Here is a 25,580-nt window from a genome sequence, read left to right as displayed (position 1 = left end):
GTACCGCGACTTACTCGTAATTACAGGCGACCGACCCTGCAATGCATGCCATCCAGCTCCCTGCCAGCCACGCGCTCCACGCGCCGCCCAGCCCAGATGACCAGGCCCGGGCCGATCTGTACGCGCTCCTGGCGCGCCTGTTGCTCGCACCGCCCGACATGGCGCTGCTCGACGCTCTTGCCAGCAGCAACCCGATCGTTGCACAGGGCGGCGACCCCGCACTCGAGCGCTGCTGGGAGCACCTGACGCTGGCGTCGAGCGTGATGGACGCGGGTGCCGTCGCCGCCGAGTTCGACACCCTGTTCATCAGCATCGGCACGCCGCCGGTGGATCCTTACGGTTCGCGCTATCTTGCCGGCTTCATGAATGACACGCCGCTGGCCGAACTGCGCGCCGATCTGGCGCGTCTGGGCCTGCGCCGTGCGCGTGGCGTCGGCGAGTTCGAGGATCACCTGGGCGCGCTGTGCGAGACCATGCGTGTGCTGATCCTGGGCATGCCGGGCAGCGCGCGCGCATCGATCGAGCAGCAACAACACTTTTTCGAGCGCCATATCGCGCCATGGTGCGAACGCGCACTGGACGATATCGCCGCCGCCGAAGGCGCCAATTATTACCGCCTGGTAGCGCGCCTTGGCGCTGCCTTCCTGGCCATCGAGGCGCAAGCCTTTGAAGTAGGAGAACAAGTCAATGCCCAGAACAATCATGGACGATAAAGAACAGCCTGTCGTGCTGCACGACCCGGCGCGGCGCAGCTTCCTGAAAGCCGCACCACTGGGCGCGCTGGTGGTGGCCGGTGCGGCAACCGCTGCCGCGCCCGAGGTCACCCCGGTTGCGGTCGACCCTGCAGAAAAGCGCGGCTACCACGAGACGGAACACATCCGCCGCTACTATCAGACGGCTGCCTACTGGTAGCGACGACCCACTATCCAATAGGAACACCCCATGTCCCTGGTCAAGTCAACGCGCGACAGCGCCCTGAAACGGCGCCGCTTCCTCGCTGGTGCCGGCGTCATTGCCGGCGCTGGCGCACTGGGGCGCCATCTGCCCCTGGGCGTCATCGAGCAGGCGCAAGCCGATCCGCTGCCCAATACGCCCGTGCCCACCGAAGTCAAGCGCACGGTGTGCAGCCACTGCTCGGTCGGCTGCTCGGTCGACGCCGTGGTGGCCAACGGCGTCTGGGTACGCCAGGAAGCCGCCTTCGATTCGCCGATCAATATGGGCGCGCATTGCGCCAAGGGCGCCTCGGTCCGCGAGCACGCTTTTGGCGAGCATCGCCTGCGCTATCCGATGAAGCTGGTCAATGGCAAATATGTGCGCATGTCGTGGGACCAGGCCATTAACGAAATCGGCGACAAGCTCCTTAAACTGCGCGAGGAAGCCGGCCCCGATGCGCTGATGCTAATCGGCAGTTCGAAACACAATAACGAGCAAGCCTACCTGCTGCGCAAGTTCATGGCCTTCTGGGGCTCGAACAACTGCGATCACCAGGCGCGCATCTGCCACTCGACGACGGTGGCCGGCGTGGCCCAGACCTTCGGTTACGGGGCGATGACCAACTCGTTCAACGACCTGCACCACAGCAAGGCGGTCCTGTTCATCGGCTCCAATCCGGCCGAGGCGCACCCGATCTCGATGCTGCACTTCCTGCACGCCAAGGAACTGGGCGCCAAGATGATCGTCATCGATCCGCGCTTCACGCGCACGGCGCGCTTTGCCCACCATTACGTGCGGGTGCGGCCGGGCACGGATATTCCGCTGGTCTGGGGCATCCTGTGGCACATCTTCGAAAACGGCTGGGAAGACAAAAAATACATCAGCGAGCGCACGACCGGCATGGACGAAGTGCGCAAGGAAGTGGCCAAATGGACGCCCGACAAGGTGTCCGACGTCACTGGCGTGCCCGAGTCGGCAGTGCGCCTGACGGCTGAAATGCTCGCCCTCAACCGTCCGTCATCGGTGGTCTGGTGCATGGGCATTACCCAGCACCACGTGGGCACCGCCAATGTGCGCGCGCTCTCGATCCTGCAGCTGGCGCTGGGCAATATTGGCGTCCCGGGTGGCGGGGCCAATATCTATCGTGGCCACGACAATGTGCAGGGCGCCACCGACGTCGGCCCGAACGGCGATTCGCTGCCTGGCTATTACGGCCTGGCCGAGGGCGCGTGGAAGCATTTCGCCGAGGTCTGGGGCGTCGATTACGAGTGGATCAAATCGCGCTTCGGCTCGAAAGAGCTGATGGAAAAGCCCGGCATCACCGTGTCGCGCTGGTTCGACGCGGTCAACGAGCAGAACCAGTTCATCGATCAGCCGAGCAATCTGCGCGCCGTGTTCTACTGGGGCCACGCGCCCAATAGCCAGACCCGCCTGCCCGACATGAAGGCGGCGATGCAAAAGCTCGACATGATGGTGGTCATCGACCCGTATCCGAGCATGACGGCGGCGATGCATGGCCGTACCGATGGCGTCTACCTGCTGCCGGCGGCCTCGCAGTTCGAGACGCAAGGTTCGTGCACGGCGTCGAACCGCTCGATCCAGTGGCGCGAACGCGTGATCATGCCGCTGTTCGAGTGCAAGACCGACCACGAAATCATGTACCTGTTCGCCCGCAAACTGGGTTTTGCCGACCAGCTGTGCAAGACCATCAAGGTGGTGCACAACGAGCCGGTGGTCGAGGACATCCTGCGCGAGATCAACCGCTCGTGCTGGACCATCGGCTATACGGGCTGCTCGCCCGAGCGGCTCAAGCTGCACATGGAAAACAAGCACACGTTCAACCCGACGACGCTGCGCGCCGATTCGGGACCGTGCAAGGGCGATTACTACGGCCTGCCGTGGCCATGCTGGGGCACCCCGGAAATGAAGCATCCGGGCACGCCGATCCTGTATGACCTGAGCAAGAGCGTGGCCGAGGGCGGCCTGCCGTTTCGTGCCAACTGGGGCGTCGAGCACAATGGCGAGAGCCTGCTGGCGGCCGACGGTTCGGCCAACAAGGATAGCGAACTCGACGTTGGCTATCCCGAGTTCGACCACGTGTTCCTGAAGAAGCTGGGCTGGTGGGCCGAGCTCACGCCGCAAGAACAGGCCATGGCCGAAGGCAAGAACTGGAAGACCGACCTGTCCGGCGGCATCATCCGCGTCGTCATCGCGCACGGCTGCGCGCCGTTCGGCAACGCGCGCGCCCGCTGCAATGTCTGGAACTTCCCCGATCCGGTGCCGGTCCACCGCGAACCGCTGGCCTCGCCGCGGCGCGACCTGGTCGCGCAATACCCGACCTACGACGACAAGGCCAATCACTGGCGCCTGCCGACGCTGTACAAATCGGTGCAGGCGGTCGATTTTTCCAGGGACTTCCCGCTGATCATGACGTCAGGCCGGCTGGTCGAGTACGAGGGCGGGGGCGAGGAGACGCGTTCGAATCCATGGCTGGCCGAACTGCAGCAGAACATGTTCGTCGAGATCAACCCGAGCGACGCGGTCCAGATCGGCGCCAAGATCGGCGAGTACGTCTGGCTCGAAACCCCGACCGGGGCGCGCATGAAGATGATGGCGATGGTGACCGAGCGCGTGCCGGTGGGCCTGGTGTGGGCGCCATTCCACTTCGGCGGCTGGTGGATGGGCGACGACCTGAAAGACAACTACCCGGAGGGCGGCGCGCCGATCGTGCGCGGCGAGGCAATCAATACCGGCTGGACGTACGGCTACGACGCCGTGACGATGATGCAGGAAACCAAAGTGTCGCTGTGCCGCGTGGTACGGGCCTGACGCGACCATCAGGAGAAATACGATGAGCGCAAGAATGAAATTCATTTGCGACACCGAGCGTTGCATCGACTGCAACGGCTGCGTGACGGCCTGCAAGAACGAGCACGAACTGGCCTGGGGCATCAACCGGCGCCGCGTGGTGACGATCAACGATGGCATTCCGGGCGAGCGTTCGGTGTCGGTCGCCTGCATGCACTGCACCGATGCGCCGTGCCTGGCGGTGTGCCCGACCAACTGCATCTACCACACCGAAGACGGCATCGTGTTGCACAGCAAGGACCAGTGCATCGGTTGCGGCTACTGCTACTACGCCTGCCCGTTCGGCGCGCCGCAGTTTCCCGAAACGGGTCTGTTCAACCACCGCGGCAAGATGGACAAGTGCACGTTCTGCGCGGGCGGACCCGAGCCCGATACGTCCGAAGCCGAATTCAAGAAGTATGGCCGCAACCGCATCGCGGAAGGCAAACTACCCGCCTGCGCCGAGCAGTGCGGCACCAAGGCGCTGCTGGGAGGCGAAGCCAATATCATTGCCGACATCTATCGCCAGCGGGTCGAAACGCGCGGCTATGGCCCCGAACTGTGGGGCTGGAAAATCGCTTACGGCAAGCCCAAGCGCGGTGGCCAGATCACGAACAAGGGCAACCTGCCACGCGTGAACCAGAAGCTCAACGATTCGCAGAACGATCCGGGGAGGTTCCCGACATGACACATTGCACCCGCATCCTCAAGGTCTGCGCGCTGGCCGCGCCCCTGCTGCTGACCGGCTGCCTCGAAGTGGACCAGCACCCGCACTGGATCGCGGGCGAGTACGCCGGCAAGCCGGACGACCGCCATTTCCAGCGCCGCTTCCACAATGACCGGCTGGCATGGTGGGCCACGGTCGAGAACCGCAACGGCAAGCAGAACGAGTACAACCGCGCCAATCCCTGAGGAGACATCATGCGAGCCACTTCCAATGCGCTGCGCGCCATGCTCTGTCTGGGGCTGCTGGTACTGGGCGTACTGATGGCGCCCGGGGCCTGGGCCCAGGGCAAGAATGAACGCGCCACGCCCGCCTATGCCGAAGAGCAGACCATGCTGCAGATCGAGGCCGATTCACGCGTGCCCGATCCGGGCCTGCTGTCGACCGATTCGGGCCGTGTGCACATGGACCGCCATTACCTGGGCCAGTACGGCACCAAGGAGGGCAATGTGATTGTCCAGCGCGGCGGCAATACCTGGCGCCATCTGCGCAACGGCCCGCTGGCCACCATCGCGGGCTTTATCCTGCTCGGCGTGCCGCTGGCGATCTTCGTGTTCTACAAGACGATCGGTCCGGCCGAACCGCAGCCCGAATCGGGCCGCAAGCTCCAGCGCTTTAACCGCTGGGAGCGCCAGGTGCACTGGGCCACGGCGTTTGCCTTCGTCGCGCTGGGCGTCACGGGCATCATCATCATGTATGGCAAGAACATCTTCTTGCCGTGGATGGGACACAACGTGTTCTCGTGGGTCGCGATCCTCTCGAAGTACCTGCACAACTTCGTCGGCCCGCTGTTCGTGCTGTGCTCGATCCTGATGTTTGCTACTTTCCTGAAGCGCAATTTCTATAACCGCGCCGACTGGCTGTGGATCAAGAAGGGTGGGGGGCTGATCACCCATGAGCATGTGCCAGCCGGTTTCTTCAATGCGGGCGAGAAGGCGTGGTTCTGGGGCGGCGTGGCGCTGCTGGGGCTGATCGTGTCGGTCTCCGGCCTGGTGCTGGATTTTGCGGTCGGCCAGACGCGCTATGTGATGCAGGTGGCAAACGTGCTGCACGTGACGGGCGCGGCGCTGTACATGGCGTTCACGATGGGGCACGCCTTCATCGGCACGGTCGGTACGCCCGGCGCCTACGAAGGGATGCGCCACGGCACCGTGGACGAAAACTGGGCGAAGGCGCACCACCGGCTGTGGTACGAGCAAATGAAAACCGGCGTGCCGCCCGGCCTGGATAAGGACGGCAACGTGATCCCCGGCGCCGCCGCGCCGGCACAGGAGGGCCGCAGCGCTGGTCCCGGACCCCGTCCGCAACCGGGCCCGGCCCACTAAGGACTGCCATGAACCAACGTTCTCATTTGATACTTGCTGGCGTGGCCGCATGCTGCGCCTTGCTCACCGGTTGCCAGCGCGACCGGCCGGCCGCCTCGGACGGCGTCATCCAGACCGGCTACCCGGGCCAGGTGACTGCGGGCGGCGGCAGCAGCGGCCAGGTGATGGCGCGCACGGCGCGGCCTGAAACCGACGCGACCTATGCCGGCGGCACGCCAGGCATCGCCGGCGGATCGGGCGGCAATACCAGCGGCGCAGAAACGGGCGGCACGACGCAGGAGTCGGGCCAGGGACCATCGAGCGGCACGACCCAGCCCACCAGTGCCGGCCGGGCAGGAGCGAATCTGCAGTCGGGCGATACCGGTGGCGCCACGGCGCCTGCGGCAAACCAGCCGGCGCCCGCTGCCAGCAATGCGGCGCCGCAGGGACCGGCAACGCGCCAGACGGAGGGGAAATGACGAACCATGGCATCGTGAAGCTGATCCTGAAGCTCAAATTTGTGGCCGGCATGGGGCTGGCCGGCACCGCACTGGCCGCACTGCCACCGCCATCGCCAAAGCAGGCGCAAGCGGCTGCGGCCAAGAAAGCCGAGGCCGACGCCAAGGCGGCCGAAGAGAAAGAGCGTCTCGCGGCATCGATGGACAGGGTCAGCAAGCACTGGCGCGAGCGCGCCGCAAGCGAAGGGTTCCGGATCGTGCCGCCCACGGCGCTGGCCAGCGCCGCGCCCGTGCCGGCACGGGCGGCGTCGGATGTCACGCCACCCGGGGCCGGCATCCCGGCGCCAGCGCCGGCCAATGCTGCGCCCGGTACGGCGGCGGCGGCGCCGGCCACCGGCGCAGCGCCACGCAGCGTGTACGCCCTGCGCGCGGCGACGGTGCCGATCAAGAGCGAAAAACTGGGCACGGCGCGGCCAAGCGAGGACGTCAAGCGCGCACCGACGCCGAGCCTGCCGCGTGGCGCCGCGCCCACCGTCAACCGGCCCGGCGTACCGAACGACGCCCACAAACAATGAAAGCCTGGACCCCGTCATGAAAATGGGAAGCATGCCTGTTGCATTCATCATGCAACGCCGCGCCGTGATGCATAAATGGGGCGCGATGGACAGCTGGAGCGCCGTCGGCGTGGTGCCCGACCGCGGCGGCCTGGCCGCGTTGCAGATGCTCAGCGAAAGCCCCGAGCGCGACTATTACCTGGTGTCGGGGATCGAGCTCGAACTCTACACCGACGAAAACGAAGGCTATTACGAGAACATCATGGCGCCCGACTCGAAGGTGTTCGTGCTGTGGCGCATGGTGGACGGACGCGCCATGCCGGCGCGCGCCTCCGTCAGCTATGTCGAAGGCACGCGCATGTTCGATTCGGGCGAGGACGCCGACGGCGTGACCATGCCGGCCGAGATCTATCAGTGGGTGGCCAGCTACCTGCGTGACAATTTCACGCCGCGCCCGCGCAAGGGCCGGCAGCACGGATGAGCGATACCCCGATGCCCGAAGAAGGTTTTTTGCGGCGCTGGGCGCGCCTGAAAGCACAGCCCGAGCCGGCGCCTGCCGATGCGCCGCAGCCCCAGGCCGCTGCTGTTCCGCCTGCGTCGCAGCCGGTGCAGCAACCCCCGGCCACGCCGACCGGGGCGACCGAACGGCCGGCGCCTACGCTGGAAGACGTGGCACTTCTGACGCCCGAGTCGGATTACGCCGGGTTCGTCGCCAGCGGCGTCGACCCGGCCGTAAGGCGCCTGGCACTCAAAAAACTGTTTGCCGACCCGAACTTCGCCGTCATGGACGGCCTGGATATTTATATCAGCGATTACACCAAGGCGTCGCCGCTCACCGACGCGATGCTCGCTTCGCTCAAGCATGCTCCCAATGTGCTCGACCGTCTGTTCGGGAAGAACGATGAGCCGGATGAGGCCGCAGGCCCCGAGACGCCGCCAGACGACACGCTTACCGTACACGACGAGGCGCCTGCGCCATCCCCTGCAACGATGGATGCCGGCATGCACCAGGCTGCTGAAGGCGATGCCGTGCCCGCACCCGTGCCTCTGCCGTTTGCCGACATGCCGCAAGGTGCACCTGCATCACCACAAGGAACGAGATGACAATTCGACTCAGCGACGCTATGCCCGTCGCGCCTGTCCAGCAACAGCATGACGCGCTGGCGCGCCGCGCCGCGCTGCAGGTACTGCACGCATTTCCCGACGTCGAGCCGGCCGCCACGGTCGAATACCGCTCGACGGGCCGCACCCTCGTGGTCGGCGCCGCCCGCGATGCATTGCCACTGGCCGAACGCCTGGCGATGGCGCTGCCGGTCACCGTCCTGCTGCTCGACGAACCCGATGGCGTGGCGCGTCTTTTTCCGGTGCACGCCGCGCGCTCGGTGGCGCTGGCCGGCTGGCTGGGCGCGTTCGAGGCGCGCTGGCAGGCGCCGGGCCAGCCGGTGGGCGAGGGCAGGTTCGATCTCGTGCTCGATTTGTGCCCGGTGCGCCTGATCGACAGCCACCAGCGGCCGCACGGCTACCAGGCGCCGGGGCCGGATGGGGAGGCGCGCCTGGCTGCCGTCGAGACACTGCTCGAGATGGTAGGCGACTTCGAGAAACCGACCTACTTCAGCTACAAGGAGCGCATCTGCGCGCACGGGCGCAACGGCATCAAGGCCTGCAGCGCCTGCGTCGACATCTGCTCGGCACGCGCCATCGTCAGTGCTGGCGACAAGGTCAGGGTCAACCCCTACCTGTGCGCCGGCTGCGGCGCCTGCGGGACCGTGTGCCCGACGGGCGCGATGCGTTACGCGTATCCCTTGGTGCCGGCGACCGGCAAGCGGATCCAGGCGCTGCTGCGCGGGTACACCGATGCCGGCGGCGCGCAGCCCGTGCTTCTGCTGCACGATGCGTCCGGCCAGGCCGCGCTCGATGGGCTGGGCGATGCAATCCCTGGCCGGGTGCTCACGTACCCGCTGCACCACGTGGCCTCGACCGGCATCGACGTCTGGCTGGCCGCGCTGGCCTATGGCGCGGCCGGCATCTCGGTCCTCTGTACGGGCGACGAGGCGCCGCAGTATGTCGAGGCCCTGACCCACCAGATGCAGATCGCCCAGACCGTACTGGATGGCCTGGGTTACGCCGGGCCGCATTTCCAGCTGATCCGGATCGACGCCGCAAACGGCGACACGGCGCAGGAGCTCGCGCTGGCGCTGCGGCATGCGCCGCGCGGCGATACCCCGAGCGCGCCGGCCCTGTTCCACCTGTCACCAGAGAAGCGCACCACGCTCGATTACGCGCTCGACCACCTGCACCGGCACGCGCCGCTGCAGCCGCAGCATATCGCTCTGCCGGCAGGCGCGCCGTTCGGCGCGCTGGCGCTCGACCGCAAGGCGTGCAGCCTGTGCATGTCGTGCGTGGGCGTGTGTCCGTCCGCGGCGCTGCAGGACGGGCAGGGCACGCCGCAACTGCGCTTCATCGAGAAGAACTGTGTCCAGTGCGGGCTGTGCGCCAATACCTGTCCCGAAAATGCAATCACGCTGGCGCCGCGCATGTCGTTCGCGCCCCAGCGCATGCAGGCGGTGGTCATCAACGAGTCGCAGCCGTTTCATTGCATCCGCTGCAGCAAGGCCTTCGGCACGCTGCACATGGTCGAGAACATGCTGGGCCGGCTCGCGGCGCATCCTGCCTTCACGGGCAATCTGGATCGCCTCAAGATGTGCGGCGACTGCCGCGTCGTGGACATGATGACGCCGACCGACGAGATGCAGGTGACGACGCTCAGGCGCACCCTGTAGGTCAATTCGCAAGGCAGCTGTAAAGGAAGGCAATGATGAGACACTGGACGAAGCGCGCAGGCAGCCTTTTCATGATGGTGATGCTGGCAGTGGCGCCGGTCGCCGCCGCGCATGCCGGGGGGCAGCAGCAGACGTCGCTGCCAGCCAAAGCGCTGCCGGCCCCCGGGGCGGGCTTTTCCCTAACGCTGCCGGCTCCATCCAAGGCGCCGGTCGCCGAGGAGGACGGCGTCCAGTTCATCGGCACGGCGACGGTGCTGATCCGCTACCGGGGCCTGACGATCCTGACCGATCCGAATTTTCTGCACAAGGGCGAGCACGTCCACCTTGGCTATGGCCTGACGTCCAAGCGCCTGACCAACCCCGCGATCGCGCTCGAGGATTTGCCGCCCATCGATCTGGTAGTGCTGTCGCATATGCACGAAGACCATTTCGACAAGCGGGTGCAGGAAAAGCTCGACAAGAACATTCCGATTGTGACGACACCCGGCGCGGCCAAGGCGCTCAAGAACCTGGGCTTCGTGCGCACGATCGGCCTGGCGCACTGGGACCGGCTCGACGTCGAGAAAGGCGCCACGCGCGTGCGGATCACGTCAGCGCCGGGCAGGCATGGCAAGCTCGGCGCGCAAGCGCTGCTGCCCAGCGTCATGGGGGCGGTGTATGACTTCGGCCCCGACCCCGCGCAACCGGCTTACCGGATGTACGTGACCGGCGATACCCTGATCCACGACGATCTCAAGGACATTCCGCAGCGCTTCCCCGGCATCGATCTGGCCTTGCTGCATCTTGGCGGGACCCGCATCCTGGGCGTGTTCAAGGTGACGATGGACGCACAGGACGGCGTCCAGCTGCTGCAGATCGTGCAGCCGCGCCATGCCATCCCGATCCACTACAACGACTACGACGTCTTCAAGTCGCCGCTCGCCGATTTCGCGCGCGAGGTCAAGGCAGCAGGGTGGGGTGACCGCGTCAGCTTCCTGGCGCACGGGGAGCGTTACCGGTTCGTGCTGCGCAAGCCGCCGGCGAAGTGATTCGGTGCTGACGCGCGGTCACCGCCGTGCAGAAGTGCAGGGCGATGACCGAGACCGACGATCAGGTGTTGGCGCGTGACGTCAGTGCAAGGCGGGGCGCCGTGCCCGGGTGAAGCTGGTTTGCCGACAGCTTGAACAGGCTGACCGCACCGGTCAGGTTGTGTGCCTGCGTGTGAAGCGACGCAGATGCCGATGCCGCTTCTTCGACCAGCGCTGCGTTTTGCTGCATCGTGCTGTCCATCTCGAGAATGGTGTCGTTGATCTGTTTCAGCTCCACCTGCTGCGCTTGTCCGGCATCCGCGATTTCGCCGATGATATCCGTCACGCGCTTGACGCTCGCGACGATGTCATCCATCGTGCTGCCCGCTTCGCCGACCAGTTTGCTGCCTGCCTCGACCGTCGCAACCGAGTCGCTGATCAGCGTCTTGACGTCCCTGGCCGCTGCCGCCGAGCGCTGGGCCAGGTTGCGCACTTCAGCGGCCACGACCGCAAAGCCGCGACCCTGCTCACCCGCCCGTGCTGCTTCGACGGCAGCGTTCAACGCCAGGATATTGGTCTGGAAGGCGATGCCATCGATGACGCTGATGATGTCGACGATCTTGGTCGATGAGGCATTGATCGACGCCATCGTCGTGACCACTTGAGAAACGATCGTGCCGCCGTGGGTTGCTACATCGGACGCCGACAGCGCCAGCGTGTTGGCCTGGCGCGCATACTCGCCGTTCTCGCGTACCGTGCCGGCCAGCGTTTCCATCGACGCAGTAGTCTTGTCGAGCGAAGCGACCTGCTGCTCGGTACGCGCCGACAGATCCAGATTGCCTTGCGCGATCTGCGATGAAGCGGCGGCGATGGCGTCCGTGCCCTGGCGTACTTCGCTCACCACGTTGGCAAGGCCTTGCTGCATTTTGTCAAGCGACGACATCAGTTGCGCGATCTCGTCCTTGCCTTCGATCGTGATGTGATGCGTCAGGTCGCCGCCGGCCACGGCGTCCGCTGCACTGACCGCCTGGCGGATCGAGCGTGTGATATTACGCAGTACCAGCAACACGATTGTGCTCAGGATCACACCGCAAATCGCCAGGAAGACGACGGCGCGCCACAGGTCGCCAACGAACGCGTCATGCAGGTCGTCCATGTAGAGACCGGTCATGAAGGTCCAGTCCCACGGCTTGTAGGTGAGCACATAGGCGCCTTTCGGGAACACCTGCTGCTGGTCCGGGTTGCCCGGCTTGGGCCAGACGTATTCAACCCAGCCTTCTCCGCTGTCTTTGGCAATGGCCGCCACGTCACGGTACAAGTAGGTGCCGTTGGTATCCTTGAAGTTGCTGAGGTCCTTGCCGATCAGCTCCGCCTTGACCGGGTGCATCAGCATCTTCGGCGCTGAATCGACGACCGTGTAATAGCCATCCTTCCCGTAACGCATGGACTTGAGACGTTTGAGGGCTTGCTGCTGTGCTTCCTCGACGGTCATCGCCCCAGATGACGCCAATTCCGCGTATTCCTTGACGGTGGACATGCCGACATCGGTCGCAAATCTGAGTGCGATTTTACGTTCCTCGAGACGCTGGGCGTTACTTTCGTAGACATGGAGAATCGCCATCACTGACAGGCACAACCAGCTGAGAACCAGTGGCAGGTAGAGTTTGGTGCGGAAGCTGAGTTTCATCTTTTTATTGACGTGTTTGACGGACGTGAAGTGGGGACGTGCATCCTGGCGAGCCGCGCGGTAACGATGGGGATGCAGATGGGGATTTTGAGAAAGAATTGTATCCCCGTGGAAACTTTGTGACTATGGTGATTGTCACTTGCCTGGAGACGATCTAAAGAAAGACGAGTTTTGTTGCAGTTATCAGACAGCAATCATCGCGAATAGGACACAAGCGAGCGGAATTGACGACGGAAGCGGCAGAGTGGGCGGGAGAGCGGGGAGGGGAACGTGCAGTAAAACGGCTTCAGCCGGGCTGAAGCCGTCATGAGTCAGCCGAGCTGACGTGCGTGGAAACGCAGATGGTCTTCGACGAACGTCGAGATGAAATAGTAGCCGTGGTCATAGCCCGGCTGGCGGCGCAGCGTGAGGGGCTGGCCGATGCGGGCGCAGGCGCCTTCGAAGGCTTCCGGCCGCAACTGCTCGGGCAGGAACTTGTCGGCCAGGCCCTGGTCAATCAGGATACCGTCCGGGAAAGGCGCCGTTTCCTGCTGCGCCATCAGCGCGCTGGCGTCATATTGCTGCCAGGTGCTTTCATCCGGGCCCAGGTAGCCGCCAAAAGCTTTGACGCCCCATGGGCAGCGGCTTGGCGCGGCGATGGGCGCAAACGCCGACACCGAGCGGAACAGTTCTGGGTGGCGCAGCGCCATGACGAGCGCGCCGTGGCCGCCCATCGAATGGCCAAAGATGCCAACGCGCGCCGGATCCGCCGGCAGCAGATCGAGCACCAGTGCGTGCAGTTCGAGCAGGTAGCTGTGCATGCGGTAATGCGTCGACCATGGCGCTTCGGTGGCGTCAAGGTAGAAGCCGGCGCCGGCGCCGAAGTCCCAGCTGTCGGTTTCGCCCGGCACGTTGGCGCCACGCGGGCTGGTGTCGGGCGCCACCAGGATGATGCCCAGTTCGCTCGCCACGCGCTGGGCGCCGGCCTTGGTCATGAACGTTTCTTCGGTACAGGTCAGGCCGGCCAGGTAAAACAGCACCGGCAGCTTCTTGCCGCTGGCGCCGGGCGGCAGGTAGACCGAAAACTTCATCGGCAGGCCGATGGCGCTGGAGGCGTGCTGGTAAAAACGCTGCTCGCCGCCGAAGCAGGCATGTTGGTTCAGGAGTTCGGACATCGTCATGTGGGGGGCAGTGAAAGATGCGGCCAGTATGCCGCGTCCTGCAAACGCATGCCAACTACACCAGTCCAATCGCGCCGAGCACGGCGCCGGCCGCCAGCATCCACAGCAGGTGCAGGCGGGTGCGCCAGATGACGATGCAGCTCACTGCCGACAGCAGCCACAGTGGCCAGTGGTCCAGACCGGTGGCGCCGCCCGAGGCCAGCAGCCAGGCGGTCGACAGCAGCATCGCAATGACGAGCGGGGCCATGCCCTGCTTGAACGCGCGCACGGCCCTCCGCCCCCGGTTGCGATGCGCCCACTGCGCCACCTGATACGTAAATACGGTCGACGGCAGCATGATGCCGATCATGGCGATGACCACACCGCAGAGCGCGGCCGCCGTGCTGCCATTGTTCAAACCGACGTTCCAGCCCAGCAGCGCGACGAACAGCACATTCGGCCCGGGCGACGATTGCGCCAGCGCCACCGAGTCGCCGAACTGCGCCGGCGTCAGCCAGCCCTGGCGCTCGACCAGGTAGCGCTGCATTTCGGAGGTGGTCGAGATCGCGCCGCCGAGCGACATCAGCGACAACCCCAGAAAGTGCGTGAACAGGCTGACCCAGTCGTGCCAGGTAAAGACGAGTTGTGGCGCGCTCATGGGGTGAGCCTGCGCCAGGCCAGTACGCAGCCCAGGCCGCCAAGTCCCAGCACGACCGCCGCCAGCGGCACCCGCACCCAGGCCAGCAGCACGAAGGCGACCGCAGCGATGAGTATGCAGACAATGAGCGGCAGCACGTTCTTGCCCAGCGCGGCCGACATCTTCAGGCCGGTGGCTGCCACCAGTCCTGCGGCGACGGCCGCCATGCCGCGCAGCGCGCCCTGGACCTGCGGCACATCGGCAAAGCGGGCGTACACAAGGGCCAGCGCCAGCACCACGACCAGCGGCGCCGCCAGCAAGCCGGCCAGTGCGCTCATCGCGCCGGCCAGGCCGAAATGGCGCTGGCCGATCATCAGCGCCAGGTTGCACACGTTCGGCCCCGGCAGGATTTGCGCGACCGACCATTCTTCGATGAATTCTTCGTTGCTCAACCAGCGTTTGCGCTCGACCATTTCGCGCTGGATCACGGCCAGCACACCGCCAAAGCCCTGCAGGGCGATCAGCGTGAACGAGACGAACAGGTCGGTGCATGAGGTGGGCACCGGGTGGGCTGCGGCGGTTTCGCCCGGCGGCGCGTTTGGGGAGGGAAGGGGCGATTGGCTCATCCCGTTATTATCGCTGCTGCGCCGTGCCCGCGCTTGGCATGGCCTTGTATTCGCGGACTGATACACGTTTGCCATTGACTTTGGATTTACTTCGCCAATAATCGTGGTGCATGACACATCCACCATCACCGGAGCTCAGCAATGAACCCACTGCACGCGCAAGACATCCATCCACGCGCTGCCAGCGTGTCCGAGTTGCGATCCAATGCCGGCCAGCGCGATGTCGTCACCCGCGGCATTGCCACCCTGAGTGAACTCGGCGTCGTGCCGGCGGTCGAATACCTGAAGTCCAACGGTGTGCGGCCAAAGGTCATCGAGCGTGTTTTGCTCGAGCCCGAGCGGCGCCGCGCACTGGCGTAATCCGCACAGCGGCGCGGGCGCTGTCAAGGGTGCGGGCGCCTTTGTTTGGGGCGAATCTGCAGTTGTCACCGTCGTTGCCTTCCCAATAGGCAAATTGTTGAAAGCCGCCCCGCAGGCCATGTCCAGCGTGTCAAGCCCCCGCTTTTCCACATAGTTATTCACAGACTTTGTGGATATCCAGAACCGTTTTATTTTTCCATGGCCTGGCGCCGGCACGGTAATCCGTGCCCGATGTCACGCCCAGGCTCTGCCCGCGGTCGCGCGATTTAGCGCTTGTGGTTTGGTACTGGATAAATGTACAGTATCGCTTTCTCCGTCTGCCACACCATGACCACCGCTACCGCCGAGCCTGCCATTGAGGACCCGTTCGCCAGCCTGAATCCAGAGCAGCGCGCCGCGGTCGAGCATGACATCGGCGTGGCCACATCGCGCCCGTTGCTGGTGGTGGCCGGCGCCGGGTCGGGCAAGACCAATACGCTGGCGCACCGTGTGGCGCGCCTGATCGGGGCCGGCGCCGATCCGCAGCGCATCCTGCTGCTGACGTTTTCGCGCCGCGCCGCCGGCGAGATGAGCCAGCGCGCCAGCGGCGTCCTGCACCGCCTGCTTGGCCGGGGCGCGGCTGCCCGGACCCAGGCGCCGGTGGCACTGCCCTGGGCCGGCACCTTCCACAGCATCGGTGCACGCCTGCTGCGCGAATTCGCCGGGCGCATCGGGCTCGACCCGCAATTCACGATCCACGACCGGGGCGACGCCGAGGACCTGATGGGCATGGTGCGCCACGAGATCGGCCTGTCGCGCACCGAAAAACGCTTCCCCATGAAAGGCACCTGCCTGTCGATCTATTCGCGGGTGGTCAACAGCCGCGATCCGCTGGATCAGGTATTGCAGGCTTATTTCCCTTGGTGCGCCGAATGGGAAGCCCAGCTCAAGACGCTGTTTGGCGCCTATGTCGATGCCAAGCAGGCGCAGAACGTGCTCGACTACGACGACCTGCTGCTGTTCTGGGCCGAGATGGCAGCCGACCCGGTGCTGGGACCCGAGCTGGGCAGCTGGTTCGACCACGTGCTGGTCGACGAGTACCAGGACACCAACCGCCTGCAGGCCGCGATCATCACCGGCATGAAGCCCGACGGCAGGGGCGTGATGGTGGTTGGCGACGACGCCCAGTCCATCTATGGATTTCGCGGCGCCACCGTGCGCAACATCCTTGATTTTGCCGGCCAGTTCACGCAGCCTGCGCACCTGATCACGCTCGAGCGCAATTATCGTTCGACGCAGCCGATCCTGGACGCCTCCAACGCCGTCATTGGCGCTGCGCTCGAGCGCCACGCCAAGACGCTCTGGACCGACAAGGCGTCGGCCATCAAACCGCAGCTGGTCCTGATTCCCGACGAAGCCGAGCAGGCGCGCTGGGTCTGCAGCCGCATCCTCGAGCAGCGCGAAGAAGGCGTGCCGCTCAAGTCGCAGGCGGTGCTGTTTCGCGCGGCCAGCCACAGCGCCGCGCTCGAACTCGAACTCATGCGGCGCAACGTCCCGTTCGTCAAGTTCGGGGGGCTGAAATTCCTGGAAGCCTCGCATATCAAGGATGTGCTGGCGCTGCTGCGCTTTGCCCAGAACCCGAGCGGGCGCCTGGCCGGGTTCCGCGTGCTGCAACTGATTCCCGGGATCGGCCAGGCAACTGCCACGCGCGTGCTCGATGCGGTAGGCGAAAGCAGCGATATCGCCGCCACGCTGGCAGCGTTCCCGGTGCCGGCCCGCTGCAGCGTCGAGTGGCAGGCGTTCTGCGCGCTGTATGCGCGCCTGCGTACCCCTGGCCTGCGCTGGCCGCAAGACCTGGAGCTGGCGCGCGACTGGTATGCGCCGCACCTGGAGCGCCTGCACGACGATTTCCAGGTGCGCGCACTCGACCTCGACCAGCTTGTCGCCCTGTCGGGTGGCCATGCCAATCGCGAAAGTTTCCTGGCCGAGATCACGCTCGACCCACCCGAAGCGACAAGTGACCGCGCCGGCCCGCCACTGCTCGACGACGATTACGTGGTCCTGTCCACCATTCACTCGAGCAAGGGGCAAGAGTGGAAATCGGTCCATGTGCTCAATGTGGTCGACGGCTGCATACCGTCGGACATGGCCACTGGCAACCAGGACGATATCGAGGAAGAGCGGCGTTTGCTGTATGTGGCCATGACCCGGGCCCGCGACAACCTGCACCTGATCGTGCCCAACCGCTTCTTCATCAAGCAGCAGTCAGGCATGGGCGACCGCCATGTGTATGCAACGCGTTCGCGTTTTGTCACGCCCGTCATGCTCAAGCATTTTGAAGAATCGGCGTGGCTGAGCGCCGACAAGCGCGAGCTGCGCACGCCCATGCCCGACAGCGTGCGCATGCTCGTGCGTGACCGGTCCCGCAATGCCTGGAAATGATGACAGCAGATCACGCCACGTCGGCCACTTATCCCCCATGTCACGCTTTTGTAGGAGTGGGCCGCATATAAACTTGTTGCTCCCATGTGGTGCACGTGCAAGTGGTTGATTTTATTGGAACAAATTTTTGCCTCTCGAACGGGCAATTTGTTGAAACCCGCATCCCGTCTGGCTTTGTGGCTTGTCAAGTGGCGCTTGTCCACACAGTTATCCACAATTCTTGTGGATAGCCTAAAACCCTGAACAAAATCAGTTAGTTAGCGTCTATTGATGCTTCTAAGCATGTTTGGCATGACAACGCATCTCGATTCAATCTTGGCAAGACCATTGCGTTTTTGTTAGTGAACCACATTCACTAATATGTTTGTTATCGAACAGTCGTGTCATCTGCAGCCCTTTATCCTTTGCCAAGTAAATTACCGTGACGGGTAACGTCTTATTGCGTTTACCGACGCCGCCGTCGCCCGGACGGTGACGAAATGGGCCCGCTGTTTCCCTATCCTGTCCATTTCCAACAAAGGATCCGTATGTCTTCAGCAGTCCCCCCGGCAGACGCACCAGCGCCGCCGCCCGATACCAAGGAAAGCCGCTTCGTCTTCAAGGTCGCCATCGTTGCCACGATGGGCGCGCTCGCGTTCGGCTACGACACGGGCGTGATCTCCGGTGCGCTGCCGTTCATGAGCGCGCCGCCATCGCAGGGTGGCCTCGGCTTGACCCCGCTGACCGAAGGCATCGTGACATCCGCGCTGGTGTTCGGCGCCGCGGTCGGTTCGCTGATGGCGGGCACGCTGTCCGACCGGTTCGGTCGCCGCATGACACTGATCTGGCTGTCGCTGGTGTTCATGATCGGCGCGCTTGGCACAACGCTTGCGCCGTCGGTCGAGGTGATGGTCGCGATGCGTTTCGTGCTCGGCCTGGCCGTGGGTGGCGCCTCATCCACCGTGCCGGTGTTCATCGCCGAGATGGCGGGCCCCAGCAGGCGCGCCAGGCTGGTCACGCAGAACGAGCTGATGATCGTGACCGGCCAGTTGATCGCCTACGTGCTCAACGCGGTGCTGGCGCATTATTCAAATTCGCCGGATGTCTGGCGCTACATGCTCGCCATCGCCGCCGTGCCCGCCTTGCTGCTGGGTGTGGGCATGATGTTCGTGCCGCCGTCGCCGCGCTGGCTGGCCAGCAAGAACCGCATGGATGAAGCGCGCGCCGTGCTGCAGCAGATCCGCTCCAGCGACAAGCAGATCGAAACCGAGATGGCCGATATGACCAGGCTGAACGGGATCGAGCACGAGCAGGCCGGCTGGTCGGCAGTGCTTGGCACGCCATGGATCAGGAAACTGCTGTGGCTCGGTATCGGCCTGGGCTTCATGGCCCAGTTCACGGGCGTGAATGCCTTCATGTACTTCACCCCGATCATCCTGCAGTCGACCGGCCTGGGCACCAATGCAGCCCTGACCGCGACCATTGGCAACGGCGTGGTCGCCGTGATCGCTACCTTTATCGGTATCTGGCTGATCGGCAAGCATGGTCGCCGCTCGATGCTGATGTCGGGCCTGACCGGCGTCGTCGTCATGCAGTTTGCGCTGGGCGCCGTGCTGCTGTGGATGCCCGATGGCATCACGCGCAGCTACGCCGCACTGGCCTGCATCCTGTGCTTCCTGCTGTGCATGCAGATGCTGATTGCGCCTGTGTACTGGCTGTTGATGTCCGAGCTGTTCCCGATGCACCTGCGCGGCGTGCTGACCGGTACCGCAGTGGCGTGCCAGTGGATCTTCAACGCGATCGTGGCCTTGCTGTTCCCGCTGGCGCTGGCGCAGTTCGGCAGTGCGACCTTCTTCCTGTTTGCCGCGATCAATGTCGGTTCGCTGATCTTCGTTGCGCTGCGCCTGCCGGAGACGCGCGGCCGCTCGCTCGAAGGCCTGGAAAAGTATCTGGAAAAAGAACTGACCCCGCGCGCAAAAGCATAAGGGGCAGGCCGGCGCTTCTCAAGGCGCCGGCTTGATCGACGCCGTTGCGGCAGCGCCTGTGAGCCGTTCGAGCTCACGCAAAAAACGTTCACAGGCCAGCGCCGGTGGCCACGGTTCCCATGGTGCGCAATCGTAATAGCGCGCCAGCGGGTCCTCAGGCAGGATCGCCGCGCGAATTTTCAGCGTGCGCCGGACTTCTTCAGCCGACCAGCCTGCCACATGGACTGCTTCGCTGGCCGCGGCCAGCCGGTCGGCTTTCTTGTGCGCCGCATGCGATTTGGCATCCCAGGCGGGCAGGCCGTAGCGCAAAAACACCATGTGTTCCAGGCGCTGGGTCAGGGCGCGAAAAGCGTCGCCCAGAAACGGCTTGATGACCGAAATCGCATCGAATCCCAGCAAGCCTTCTTCGGCATCGTGCAGCAGCTCGCGCAGTTCGTCGAGCGGCGACAACAAGGGCATTGCCGCGCGCCGCAGCAGCATCACGCTGATCGAATGCTGCGCGACCGACAGCGGCAACGGCCACGCCGAGTGGCCACCCCAGCGGTAAGTGCGGGCCAGGCCCAGCGCCAGGTCGGCGTCGTCCCAGTCGAACGGGGTAGGGTCGAGCAGGTCGAGGCGGCGGCCCGACGGCATGCGCACCCAGGCGCGCGTTGTGGTGTCCGGCGTTGCGCCCTGTGGAACCGGTGAAGAGGGAAAGTGCATGTGGCGATTTTACACACCGGCTCTGCCATTTTGCGCATGATTGACCGGGCCACGCCCCGCAGACGAGGCCCCATGCGGGACGCGGCTGGACGGTCATCCGGTCCCGCAGGTGCCACCTCGCCCGTGGGATGATCTGCAACACCGGAAGAACGTTTCATTGATCTACGTCAAGACACAATTTTGTTGTCTAAGAACAAAAGCATAAACGCGCACTGCATGGGAAAAATTCGAAGCAAGTGACCCCTCACACGGAGTCCAAACGCAATCGGCAATGAAGAATAGACTGAAAATAGTTGTTGTCATTACACGACACGGGTGAAATAGGTGCGTGTAAATATCTCGATTGTTAATTTTCGAGGATTTTGAAGGGGGGTGAACCGACTAGGATAACGCTGATGCATATTCTTGTGACCCCATGATTGATACCGCCTTGCTGCTCGAGTTGATGGAAGCCAGGGATGCGACCCAGTGGAGCGCGTCCCTGTTCAGTCTCGCGCGGACCCTGGGTTTCGATCAAGTGCTGTTCGGGCTGGTCGGTTCGCGCCATGCGCGTTTCGAGTCCGCCTTTTTGCGCAGTAACTATGCCGACAACTGGCGCGAGCGCTACGACCGCAACGGTTTTGCGTATGTCGATCCAACCGTGGCGCACTGCCTGACGAGCACGCTGCCGATGGTGTGGGAGCCGGGCCTGTTCGCGTCCGGCACCCAGCAAGCGGGCTTGTACGAAGAAGCGAGCGCGCATGGCATCCGCAGCGGCGTGACGCTGCCGGTGCACGGCCCGCAGGGGGAATTCGGCGTGATCAGTTTTGCATCCGATGCGCGCCCGGACATTGCCGCCCAGCGCGCCGTGATGGAAGCGCTGCCGATGCTGGCGCTGGTACGCGATTACGCGTTCGCCTCATCGCATCGCTTTCGCGAGGAAGGTGCGCGGCCCGAAGAAGGCCGGGGCGCGGCGCCGCGCCTGACCAAGCGTGAACTGGAAGTCCTGCAGTGGGTCATGGCGGGCAAGTCCTCATGGGAAATTGCGCGCATCACCAACTGCTCCGAAGCGACCGTCAACTTCCACCTGGCGAATGTACGTCAGAAATTCGACGTCAACACCCGCCAGCAGGCCGTGGTCAAGGCCATCGGCCTTGGCTTGATTACCCCTGAAGATCACCATCGCTGAGCTTGCCATTGACATACATGCGCAGCAGGATCGACACAGGCGTCGGGATGGCGAGGCCGGTCTCGAAGCGGGAGCCGCTCGACTGGGTGACGCCGAAGCGGCCCCAGAACTTTTCCTGGCTTTCGCGCTTGGTGATGCGCAGGCGGCGCAGTTCATGCGGCGCCATGCGCACAGCGGCTGCCCCCATGACGTGGTTGGCGTGCATGTCGGCGGCGAGCGCTTCGGACATCATTTCGATTGCCATGATTATTCCTTTCGGGAAAGTGAAGACAGCACCTGGAAAACTGCATAAGCAAAAGTATTGCACTCCCGACATTGCTCGCCACCTAGCAGAGCTGATAGTACCCAGGCTACCCGACTTGCATAACGATTTTATGCGTATTGCATTTTCCGATCGACCAGATGTCATTTCAGGGAGGGGTAATGAGCATGCATATCCGGATCGCGCCACGCCGCGCCATTCCATCGAACGAGTTGTGCGAAATGCACTTGCTGCGCGCCCGGGTATTCCGCGGGCGGCTTGGGTGGGAAGTACCGGTGTTGTCGGGCATGGAAATCGATGGCTACGACGCCCTCGAGCCGCGCTACATGCTGATGCGCGACGACGCCACGCTGCGCGGCTGCTGGCGCTTGCTGCCCACCGAAGGGCCGTACATGCTCAAGGATTCGTTCCCCCAGCTGCTCGACGGGCAGGCGGCGCCCAGCGACCCGCAGATCTGGGAGCTGTCGCGCTTTGCGCTGGAGACGGATGGGGTGGCCGGTTATGGATTCTCGGCCATGACGATGGAGTCGATTGCCGCCATCATCGACGACGCCCACAAGCGCGGGCTGTCGCGCTACATCACCGTGACCACGACAGCGATCGAGCGCATGCTGCGGCGCGCCGGCGTGGTCATCACGCGCATCGGCATGCCGCAGGCGGTCGGGATCGAGCAGGCCGTGGCGCTGTATGTCGAGATCGAGCCGACCTGGGCCGCGTTGTTCGCCAAGCGCCTGGCATCGTAAGCAGGGGCTGCGGCGCTCCGGTGAGGGGTGATGTGTTGCTCGCGTGCCTCATCGGGATGGTGACGGTGGTCCCGCCATGCCGGTGCATCGATATACTCACATTGATTCTTACCAATATGCGGGGCATGCATCGCCCGAAAGGGGAAGCATGAACCTATCAGCCTTGCGTGGCGCCCGCGCCATCGAACTTGCCGCCGCGCGCGTGGGCCGGCCCATCGTGCTGTGGGGTGGCGGCGTCCTGCTGGCGCTGGCGATCGGCATGCTGCTGCATGCGGTCGCTGGCGCCGCCGTCGAAACCGATGCGCAGCGCCGCTTCGACAACCTGGCGCGCGGCGCCCAGGAACGGCTCGACAACGCCATTGCCTCGTATGCCCGCGCCGTGCGCGCGATGGCCGCCCTGCATGCGGCTGGCGGCGGCAGTGCGGTGCCCGACCGGGCGTCGTTCCACCGTTACGCAGCGGCGCTCGACCTGTCGAATAATTATCCGGCCATCGAAGCTCTGACGTTCGCCACGCGCGTGCCCGACAACGAGCGCGACGCCTTCGTTGCCGCCATGCGCGCCGACCGCAGCGTCGATGTGCGTGGTTACCCGGATTTCCAGATCTTTCCGGCCGGGCGCCGCCCGTGGTACGAAGTGGTGACCTACCAGTATCCGGCCGACAAGCCGACCCGCCGGCTCGGCTTCGACATGGCGTCCCGGCCACTGGTCGCGCGGGCGATATCGCAAGCGCGCGACAGTGGCACCATCGTCGCGTCGGGGCAGCCCGTGTTCCTGCCCGACCCGGTGCCGCACAACGCGCTTGGCATGCGCCTGCCGGTGTATGTCGGGGGCGTGCTGCCGCTGGGTGTGGCCGAGCGCCGGGCCGCCTATCTCGGCTCATTCGGCATCTTCTTTTCGGTGCAGGAAATGGTGCGCAATGCGCTCGTCTCGCTCGAGGCGCAGCCGCTGCGTGTGAGCCTGTACGGCACCGGGCGCCGCTACACCGGCCGGCCGGGCGCGCCGGTGGCGGGGGATATCCTGCTGCACGGCGTGGACGTGCGCAGCAACCCGCCCGATCCGGCGCTGCATTTCGTGTCGGTACTGGGCGTGAACTACGTCGGCAACGGCTGGAAAGCCCACTTCTCGGCGCCCATGGACGAGATGCTGGTCGGCGTCGACCGCTATGTGCCGCTGGGCGCGCTCGCCGCCGGTTTCATCGGCACGCTGCTGATGTACGGGCTGTTCCTTGCCCAGTACCGAGCACGCCGCGCCGCCGTCGAGCAGCGCCTGCTGCTCGACACGGTGCTCGATAACATCGACGCCGAGGTGTATCTGAAGGACGGCGCGCGCCGCATCCGCTATCTCAATGCCAAGGGCGCCTCGCGACTAGGTCGTCCGGCAACGGACCTGATCGGCCGGCCCGATACCGAGGCGATGGATGCGGGCCAGGCCGACGCCACCTGGGAGCTGGACCGCGCCGTGTTGCGGGCCGACCGCCAGAGCAGTGCGCAAGTGGCCCAGGCCGGCCCGGACGGCGCCACGCGCCAGTTGTGGAGCGTGCGTGTGCCGCTGCAGGTCGACGAAGCGCCGGCCGTGCTGTGCGTGTCGACCGACATCACCGAACTGCACCGCCTGAAGGCGCGCGCCGACGCAGCCAGCAAGGCCAAGAGCGACTTCCTGTCGAACATGAGCCACGAGATCCGCACACCGATGAACAGCATCATCGGCATGACGCACCTGGCGCTGCAGGCCGGGCCCGACCCGCGCCAGCGCGACTACCTCGAAAAAATCTACCACTCGGGCCAGCACCTGCTGGGCATCATCAATGACATCCTCGACTTTTCCAAGATCGAGGCCGGCATGCTCGAACTGGCGACCGAACGCTTCATGCCCGACGCCCTGATGCGCAACGTCGAGGCGCAACTGAGTACGACGGCTGCCGCCAAGGGGCTGGGCTTCGATATCGAGATCGCGCCCGAGCTGATGCGGCCCCTGTGCGGCGATTCGCTGCGTCTTGAACAGGTGCTGCTCAATTTTGCCGGCAACGCCGTCAAGTTCGCCGAGCGTGGACGCATCACGATGCGGGCGCGCCTGGCGCATGCATTTGGCCCTGAAATCCTGGTGCGCTTCGAAGTCGAAGACCGCGGCATCGGCATCGCCCCGAACGCGCTGCAGCACCTGTTTACGCCATTCCAGCAGGCCGACCAGTCGGCCACGCGCCTTCACGGCGGCACCGGCCTGGGACTGGCGATCAGCCGCCAGCTGGCTGAACTGATGGGCGGTGAGGTCGGCGTCACCAGCACGCCTGGCGTGGGCAGCATCTTCTGGTTTACAGCGCGCCTGGCGCTGGACGATGGCGCCGGTGCGCGGGTGGGGGCGGGCGCCAGTTCGGGCCTGGGCGCAGCGCCCGCGCCGGCGCAGGCGCGCCTGGACGGCTGCGCCGTGCTGCTGGTTGAGGACAACCCGTTCAACCAGCAGGTGGCGCGCGAACTGCTCGAACTGGCCGGGGCCGACGTCGTCGTCGCAGGCAACGGCGAAGAGGCGCTGGCGGCGATGGCCGAGGCGCGCTTCGACTGCGTGCTGATGGATGTGCAGATGCCGGTGATGGATGGCCTGGAGGCGACCCGCCGCATCCGGCGCGATCCGCGCCTGGCCGGCACGCTCGTGGTGGCGATGACGGCCAATGCCGGCGTGGACGACCGCGCGCGCTGCATGGCGGCAGGCATGAACGAATTTCTCGCCAAGCCGGTGGTGCCTGAACTGCTGGCCGCCACCATCGCGCGCTGCCTGGGGCGCACCACGGCGCCGGTGTCGGACGTCGCCGTCAACCTGCCTGCGGCCATGGCACCGGGCAGTGCGGTGCTCGACGTGGCGCTGCTGGCCGCGACGGCCGGGGGCGACCTCGAACGGATGCGCAAATACGCGTTCCTGTTTTTGGACACCACACGCGAGAACCTGGCCGGCATCGACACGGCGCTGGCAGGGGGCGATCTGACCCACACCGCCAGCCTGGCGCACCAACTGAAGTCGGCCGCGCGTGCGGTCGGCGCCACCGCGTTCGCCGCCATCTGCGAAGACCTGGAAGCGCAGCCGGTGCGCGACCTGCGCGGGGGCGGCACGGCACAGGCGCGGGCATTGACGGCGCGCCTGCGGGCGCTGCTGGTGCGCATCGAGCGCGAGGTCTCGGCGCAGTTTGGCGGGCGCGCCAGCGACGGCCGCTAGCCAGCCCTTTTAGCCCTACCGCCAGGGGGCCAAACGCGGTATGCTTTGGTCCCGATTGCCCA

At 65.0% G+C, this 25,580-nt stretch carries 24 protein-coding genes; 18 read left to right on the top strand and 6 right to left on the bottom strand.

What is annotated here, in order from left to right; genetic code table 11:
• Positions 1–41 precede the first annotated feature (41 nt).
• The 12 genes from AC56LV_RS07865 (at position 42) to AC56LV_RS07810 (ending at position 10,628) form a co-directional block, all read left to right on the top strand.
• Positions 42–713, top strand: coding sequence for a TorD/DmsD family molecular chaperone (locus tag AC56LV_RS07865; RefSeq protein ID WP_499556827.1), 672 nt, complete (start codon positions 42–44; stop codon positions 711–713).
• Positions 703–912 carry a twin-arginine translocation signal domain-containing protein gene (locus tag AC56LV_RS07860; RefSeq protein ID WP_499556826.1) on the top strand — a complete coding sequence of 70 codons (210 nt, stop codon included), beginning with the start codon at positions 703–705 and terminating at the stop codon, positions 910–912. The genes AC56LV_RS07865 and AC56LV_RS07860 overlap by 11 nt, the downstream gene beginning before the upstream one ends.
• Positions 913–942: 30 nt before the next feature.
• The gene (locus AC56LV_RS07855) at positions 943–3,762 is read left to right on the top strand and encodes a molybdopterin-dependent oxidoreductase (RefSeq protein WP_499556825.1); all 2,820 of its coding nucleotides are present in this window, start codon (positions 943–945) and stop codon (positions 3,760–3,762) included.
• Positions 3,763–3,796: 34 nt separating this feature from the next.
• A complete protein-coding gene (gene fdh3B, locus AC56LV_RS07850) occupies positions 3,797–4,468 on the top strand; it encodes a formate dehydrogenase FDH3 subunit beta (RefSeq protein WP_499556824.1) in 672 nt (223 codons plus the stop codon).
• The gene (locus AC56LV_RS07845; protein ID WP_258834615.1) at positions 4,465–4,692 is read left to right on the top strand and encodes a hypothetical protein; all 228 of its coding nucleotides are present in this window, start codon (positions 4,465–4,467) and stop codon (positions 4,690–4,692) included. Before fdh3B ends, AC56LV_RS07845 begins: the two co-directional genes overlap by 4 nt.
• Positions 4,693–4,701: 9 nt before the next feature.
• Positions 4,702–5,829 carry a formate dehydrogenase subunit gamma gene (locus AC56LV_RS07840; protein WP_499556823.1) on the top strand — a complete coding sequence of 376 codons (1,128 nt, stop codon included), beginning with the start codon at positions 4,702–4,704 and terminating at the stop codon, positions 5,827–5,829.
• Positions 5,830–5,837: 8 nt separating this feature from the next.
• The gene (locus AC56LV_RS07835; RefSeq protein WP_499454390.1) at positions 5,838–6,287 is read left to right on the top strand and encodes a hypothetical protein; all 450 of its coding nucleotides are present in this window, start codon (positions 5,838–5,840) and stop codon (positions 6,285–6,287) included.
• A complete protein-coding gene (locus AC56LV_RS07830; RefSeq protein WP_499556822.1) occupies positions 6,284–6,841 on the top strand; it encodes a hypothetical protein in 558 nt (185 codons plus the stop codon). The genes AC56LV_RS07835 and AC56LV_RS07830 overlap by 4 nt, the downstream gene beginning before the upstream one ends.
• A gap of 31 nt (positions 6,842–6,872) precedes the next feature.
• Positions 6,873–7,301, top strand: a complete 429-nt coding sequence (locus tag AC56LV_RS07825; protein ID WP_499556821.1) for a DUF3305 domain-containing protein — start codon at positions 6,873–6,875, stop codon at positions 7,299–7,301.
• Complete coding sequence (locus AC56LV_RS07820; RefSeq protein ID WP_499556820.1) at positions 7,298–7,924, top strand: DUF3306 domain-containing protein; 627 nt, start codon at positions 7,298–7,300, stop codon at positions 7,922–7,924. Before AC56LV_RS07825 ends, AC56LV_RS07820 begins: the two co-directional genes overlap by 4 nt.
• Entirely contained in the window at positions 7,921–9,600 is a 1,680-nt protein-coding gene (locus AC56LV_RS07815) for a 4Fe-4S binding protein (RefSeq protein WP_499556819.1), read from the top strand. The genes AC56LV_RS07820 and AC56LV_RS07815 overlap by 4 nt, the downstream gene beginning before the upstream one ends.
• A 71-nt stretch (positions 9,601–9,671) precedes the next feature.
• Complete coding sequence (locus AC56LV_RS07810; protein ID WP_499556818.1) at positions 9,672–10,628, top strand: MBL fold metallo-hydrolase; 957 nt, start codon at positions 9,672–9,674, stop codon at positions 10,626–10,628.
• 61 nt (positions 10,629–10,689) lie between these two features.
• On the opposite strand, the gene AC56LV_RS07805 is transcribed toward AC56LV_RS07810, so the two are convergent.
• The 4 genes from AC56LV_RS07805 to AC56LV_RS07790 all read right to left on the bottom strand — a co-directional run bounded on the left by AC56LV_RS07805 (position 10,690) and on the right by AC56LV_RS07790 (position 14,696).
• A complete protein-coding gene (locus AC56LV_RS07805) occupies positions 10,690–12,228 on the bottom strand; it encodes a methyl-accepting chemotaxis protein (protein ID WP_499557981.1) in 1,539 nt (512 codons plus the stop codon).
• A gap of 377 nt (positions 12,229–12,605) precedes the next feature.
• Positions 12,606–13,448, bottom strand: coding sequence for an S-formylglutathione hydrolase (gene fghA / locus AC56LV_RS07800; protein ID WP_499556817.1), 843 nt, complete (start codon positions 13,446–13,448; stop codon positions 12,606–12,608).
• Positions 13,449–13,509: 61 nt separating this feature from the next.
• A complete protein-coding gene (locus AC56LV_RS07795) occupies positions 13,510–14,091 on the bottom strand; it encodes a chromate transporter (RefSeq protein ID WP_499556816.1) in 582 nt (193 codons plus the stop codon).
• Entirely contained in the window at positions 14,088–14,696 is a 609-nt protein-coding gene (locus tag AC56LV_RS07790) for a chromate transporter (protein ID WP_499556815.1), read from the bottom strand. The genes AC56LV_RS07795 and AC56LV_RS07790 overlap by 4 nt, the downstream gene beginning before the upstream one ends.
• Positions 14,697–14,837: 141 nt before the next feature.
• Here AC56LV_RS07790 and AC56LV_RS07785 point away from each other — a divergent pair, with 141 nt between their 5' ends.
• From AC56LV_RS07785 to AC56LV_RS07775, 3 genes are all read left to right on the top strand, one after another.
• Positions 14,838–15,056, top strand: a complete 219-nt coding sequence (locus AC56LV_RS07785) for a hypothetical protein (protein ID WP_499556814.1) — start codon at positions 14,838–14,840, stop codon at positions 15,054–15,056.
• 327 nt (positions 15,057–15,383) lie between these two features.
• Positions 15,384–17,477 carry an ATP-dependent helicase gene (locus tag AC56LV_RS07780; protein WP_499556813.1) on the top strand — a complete coding sequence of 698 codons (2,094 nt, stop codon included), beginning with the start codon at positions 15,384–15,386 and terminating at the stop codon, positions 17,475–17,477.
• Positions 17,478–18,004: 527 nt separating this feature from the next.
• Positions 18,005–19,441, top strand: coding sequence for a sugar porter family MFS transporter (locus AC56LV_RS07775; protein ID WP_499556812.1), 1,437 nt, complete (start codon positions 18,005–18,007; stop codon positions 19,439–19,441).
• An 18-nt stretch (positions 19,442–19,459) separates the two neighbouring features.
• Here AC56LV_RS07775 and AC56LV_RS07770 read toward each other — a convergent pair whose 3' ends face one another.
• A complete protein-coding gene (locus AC56LV_RS07770; RefSeq protein WP_499557979.1) occupies positions 19,460–20,074 on the bottom strand; it encodes a phosphohydrolase in 615 nt (204 codons plus the stop codon).
• 484 nt (positions 20,075–20,558) lie between these two features.
• Between AC56LV_RS07770 and AC56LV_RS07765 the strand changes: the two genes are divergently transcribed.
• Positions 20,559–21,311: a helix-turn-helix transcriptional regulator gene (locus AC56LV_RS07765; RefSeq protein WP_499556811.1), complete on the top strand. Its 753-nt coding sequence runs from the start codon at positions 20,559–20,561 to the stop codon at positions 21,309–21,311.
• On the opposite strand, the gene AC56LV_RS07760 is transcribed toward AC56LV_RS07765, so the two are convergent.
• Positions 21,286–21,498 (bottom strand): helix-turn-helix domain-containing protein, encoded by a 213-nt coding sequence (locus tag AC56LV_RS07760; protein ID WP_499557977.1) that lies wholly within the window; start codon positions 21,496–21,498, stop codon positions 21,286–21,288. The two genes, AC56LV_RS07765 and AC56LV_RS07760, sit on opposite strands and share 26 nt — an antisense overlap.
• Before the next feature lie 236 nt (positions 21,499–21,734).
• Between AC56LV_RS07760 and AC56LV_RS07755 the strand changes: the two genes are divergently transcribed.
• Together AC56LV_RS07755 and AC56LV_RS07750 are read left to right on the top strand one after the other, a co-directional pair.
• Positions 21,735–22,316 (top strand): acyl-homoserine-lactone synthase, encoded by a 582-nt coding sequence (locus AC56LV_RS07755; RefSeq protein WP_499556810.1) that lies wholly within the window; start codon positions 21,735–21,737, stop codon positions 22,314–22,316.
• 148 nt (positions 22,317–22,464) lie between these two features.
• Positions 22,465–25,518: a CHASE domain-containing protein gene (locus tag AC56LV_RS07750; RefSeq protein ID WP_499556809.1), complete on the top strand. Its 3,054-nt coding sequence runs from the start codon at positions 22,465–22,467 to the stop codon at positions 25,516–25,518.
• The last annotated feature ends 62 nt before the right edge of the window (positions 25,519–25,580 follow it).

It is taken from the genome of Telluria sp. RB2R28 (assembly GCF_059685835.1).
Note: the sequence above shows the minus strand (reverse complement) of the source record. Positions and strands in the feature narration are given on the sequence as shown.